This is a genomic window from Streptomyces griseicoloratus, assembly GCF_014534645.1.
GTDB classification, from domain to species: Bacteria; Actinomycetota; Actinomycetes; order Streptomycetales; family Streptomycetaceae; genus Streptomyces; species Streptomyces griseicoloratus.
Window position 1 is genome coordinate 1 of the sequence record NZ_JACVQF010000179.1, and the last position, 3577, is coordinate 3577.

A 3577-nucleotide genomic window follows, 5' to 3' on the forward strand; every position below is an offset into this window, starting at 1 on the left:
CCAGCACCCGCACCCACCGCTCCGCGAACCGCTCCACCGACCCCGCATCGAACAGATCCGCCGACCCGATCAGCACGCCGTGCAGCCCGGCCGGGGTGCCGTCCGCGTCGTGGGTCTCGGCGACGTTGATCTCGAGGTCGAACTTGGCCGTGTCCGACCCGACGGAGAGGCCCTCAACCTGTAGACCCGGGAGGGTCAGGTCGGTCGACGCGGTGTTGCGGAGGGTGAGCATGACCTGGAACAGAGGGTGCCGGGCCAGCGAGCGCGCCGGGGCCAGCTCCTCCACCAGCCGCTCGAACGGCACGTCCTGGTGGGCCAGGGCATCGAGGCCGGCTTCGCCCACACGGGCGAGCAGTTCGCGGAAGGTGGGGTCTCCCGTGACGTCCGTGCGGATGACGAGGGTGTTCACGAAGCAGCCGACGAGGTCGTCCAGCGCCTCGTCCGTACGGCCGGCCACCGTGGTGCCGATGGGGATGTCGGTGCCGGTGCCGAGGCGGGACATCAGGGCGGCGAAGGCGGCCTGGAGCACCATGTAGACGGTCACACCCTCGGCACGCGCCAACGTGCGGATGCGGGCGTGCAGTTCGGTCGGAATCGTGAGGTGGGTGCGATGGCCCCGATGGGTCGGGGAGGCCGGACGCGGGTGGTCGACGGGAAGCGGGATTTCCTCGGGAGCTCCGGCAAGCGTCGTGCGCCAGTGGGTGATCTGCTCGCTGAGCAGGCTGTCGGGGGCGTCGTCGTCACCGAGCAACTCCCGCTGCCACAGGGCATAGTCCGCGTACTGGACCGGGAGGGGTTCCCACTGCGGCTCCCGGCCCTGGGCGCGTGCCGCGTAGGCCGTCGACAGGTCGCGGGCCAAAGGGCCGGTCGACCAGCCGTCGCAGGCGATGTGGTGCACGGTCACCGTCAGGACGTGATCAGCTGGGGCCAACGTGAACAGGTGGGCTCGCAGGGGGATTTCGTTCTCCAGGTCGAAGCGGTGCCCCACCGCCTGCGCGACGGCGTCCGCCAGCTCGTCCGGGGTCGTGTCCGCGGTGTGGAGGGCGAAACCGGTCTCGTCGAGGGGGAGGATCCGCTGGTGAGGTTCACCGTCGACCGCGGTGAACACGGTGCGCAGCACCTCGTGCCGGTCGAGGACGTCCCGCAGGGCCGAGGCGAGGGCCTGGCGGTCCAGGGTGCCGGTCAGCCGCAGCACCATGGGCGTGTTGTAGTGGGCGCTCGGTCCCTCCAGCTTCGCCAGGAACCACAGTCGGCGCTGGGCGAACGAGAGCGGGATCATCGGGACTCCTCCTGCTTGCGCATCGGCCGCAAGGCGGGCCTTGCCTTCCGTGGCTGATCGCTCGGGATCGCGAGCCGGTCGGCGAGCCCGGCGGGCGTGGGGGTCCGGAAAACCGCCCGCATCGGCAGTTCCACGCCCAGGACGGTGCGCACCCTGCTGACGAGGCGGGTGGCGAGCAGGGAGTGGCCGCCGAGTGCGAAGAAGTCGTCGTCGGCCCACACCGACGGCAGGCCGAGGACGTGGGCGAACGCCTCGCACAGGATCCGTTCGTGTTCCGTGGCGGGCTCCCGGCCAGGGCCCGCCGCGGGGGCGGTGTCCGGGGCGGGCAGGGCGTCGCGGTCGAGTTTTCCGTTGACCGTGAGGGGGAGCGCGTCCAGGACGACCACCGCCGACGGCACCAGGTAGGGCGGGAGGCGGTCGGCGGCGTACGCGCGGACGGCGTCGGCGAGTTCAGAGCGCGGAACGTCGGCGGTACCGCCGTGGCCGGGAACCTCGTCCGTCCCGCCGTGGCCAGGAACGTCAGCGGTCTCGGCGTGGGCGGGAACGGCGTAGGCGACGAGTCGTGCGTCGCCGGGGTCGGCGCCCTCCCGCACCACCACGGCCACCTGGGCCAGCTCGGGGTGCCCGGCCAGCACTGCCTGCACTTCCCCCGGCTCGATCCGGAAGCCGCGGATCTTGACCTGGTCGTCGGCACGGCCGACGAACACGAGGCGCCCGTCCGCCGTCCAGCGGACCCGGTCGCCGGACCGGTACATCCGCTCGCCCGAACCGCCGAACGGGCAGGCGACGAAGCGCTCGCCGGTCAGCTGGGCGTGCCCCACGTAGCCGCGGGCCAGGCCGGCGCCCGCGACGTACAGGTCGCCCGCCACTCCGGCCGGCACGGGGGCCAGGTGCTCGTCGAGGACGTAGACCCGTACGTTGCTGATCGGGGTGCCGATGTGGGGCGCGTCGCCGGGTGAGAGGGGGCCGGACATGGTGGCGCAGACGGTGGCCTCGGTCGGCCCGTAGGCGTTGATCAGCCGCCGGCCGGCCGCCCACCGCGTGACCAGCTCACCGGTGAGCGGTTCGCCGGCCGACACGAGGGTCGTCACGGACTCCAGGCCCTGCGGGGACAGCACCGCCAGCACGGCCGGGGGCAGGGTGGCGTGGGTGATTCCGTGATGGGCGACCAGGTGTGCCAGGTCCGGTCCGGGCAGCAGTTCGTCCACCCGTGGCAGGACGAGGCGGGCGCCCGAGGACAGGGCGACCAGTATCTCGGAGACCGCCGCGTCGAAGCTCGGCGACGCGAACTGCAGCATGCGGCTGCTTCCGTCGACGGCGAACCGTGCCGTCTGTGCGGCGACGAGGGACGCCAGTCCGGTGTGCGGCACGGCCACGCCCTTCGGACGGCCCGTGGACCCCGAGGTGTAGATCACGTACGCCGTCTGCTGATGCGCCGTTTCCACGTCCGGCGGCGTCTGTGGTGCCGTACGGATGGCGGTGGCGACCTCGGTGGCGTCCAGGCGCAGCACGGGTATGCCGGTCCCGGACAAGCCGGCCGTGGTGGCGTCCGTACCGACCACGAGCCGTGCCCCGGAGTCCGCGACCATGAAGCCCAGGCGCTCGGCGGGGTGTCCGGGGTCCAGCGGCAAACAGGTCCCGCCGGCCTTCCAGACCGCCAGCATCGCCGTGATCATCTCGACGCGCCCGGTCAGGCAGAGCCCGACCACGGACTCGGCGACCACGCCGTGTGCCCGCAGGACGTGCGCCAGACGGCCGGCCCTGGCGTCCAGCCCTGCGTACGTCAGGTCCGTACCCTCGGCGACGACGGCCGTGGCGTCGGGGGTCCGCGCCACCTGCGCCTCGAAGAGCTCGGCCGCCGTCCGTGGCGGGAGCGGGGCGTCCGTGTCGTTCCAATCCTGCACCACCCGGCGCAGCTCCGCCGCGGGCAGCACGTCCACCTCCGCGCATGCGGTCTGCGGGGCGTCCTCCAGCGCGGCGACCAGGTGGTCCAGGCAGGTGTGCAGCAGGGTGCACACCGCCTCGGCGCCCACCGGGGCCACGGCGTCGACGGTCAGGGTGAAACCGGTCCCGAGGTCGTCGACGGCGACGGCCACCGGGTAGTTGGTGCGTTCCCGGGTCAGCAGTGCGCTCACCCCGTCGAGCCCCGTGACCGTTCCGGTCCCTCCCGCCCGGCTCGCTGCCTGGCCGACGACCTGCGCCGCGGCCCGGTTGTGGCGGTAGTTGAAGACCGAGGTGAACAGCGGGCTGCCGCCGGGCACCCCGCTGGCCGCCTGGGCGAGCGCGAGCGGCGCGTGC

Annotated in this window: 2 protein-coding genes; both read right to left on the reverse strand. The window is 73.1% G+C overall.

Annotated elements, in window-relative coordinates; translation table 11 throughout:
* A partial coding sequence (locus H0H10_RS09530) for a condensation domain-containing protein (protein WP_223179633.1) occupies positions 1-1279 on the reverse strand: 1279 nt, incomplete at its 3' end.
* A partial coding sequence (locus H0H10_RS09535) for a non-ribosomal peptide synthetase (protein ID WP_188180427.1) occupies positions 1276-3577 on the reverse strand: 2302 nt, incomplete at its 5' end. The genes H0H10_RS09535 and H0H10_RS09530, both read right to left, overlap by 4 nt.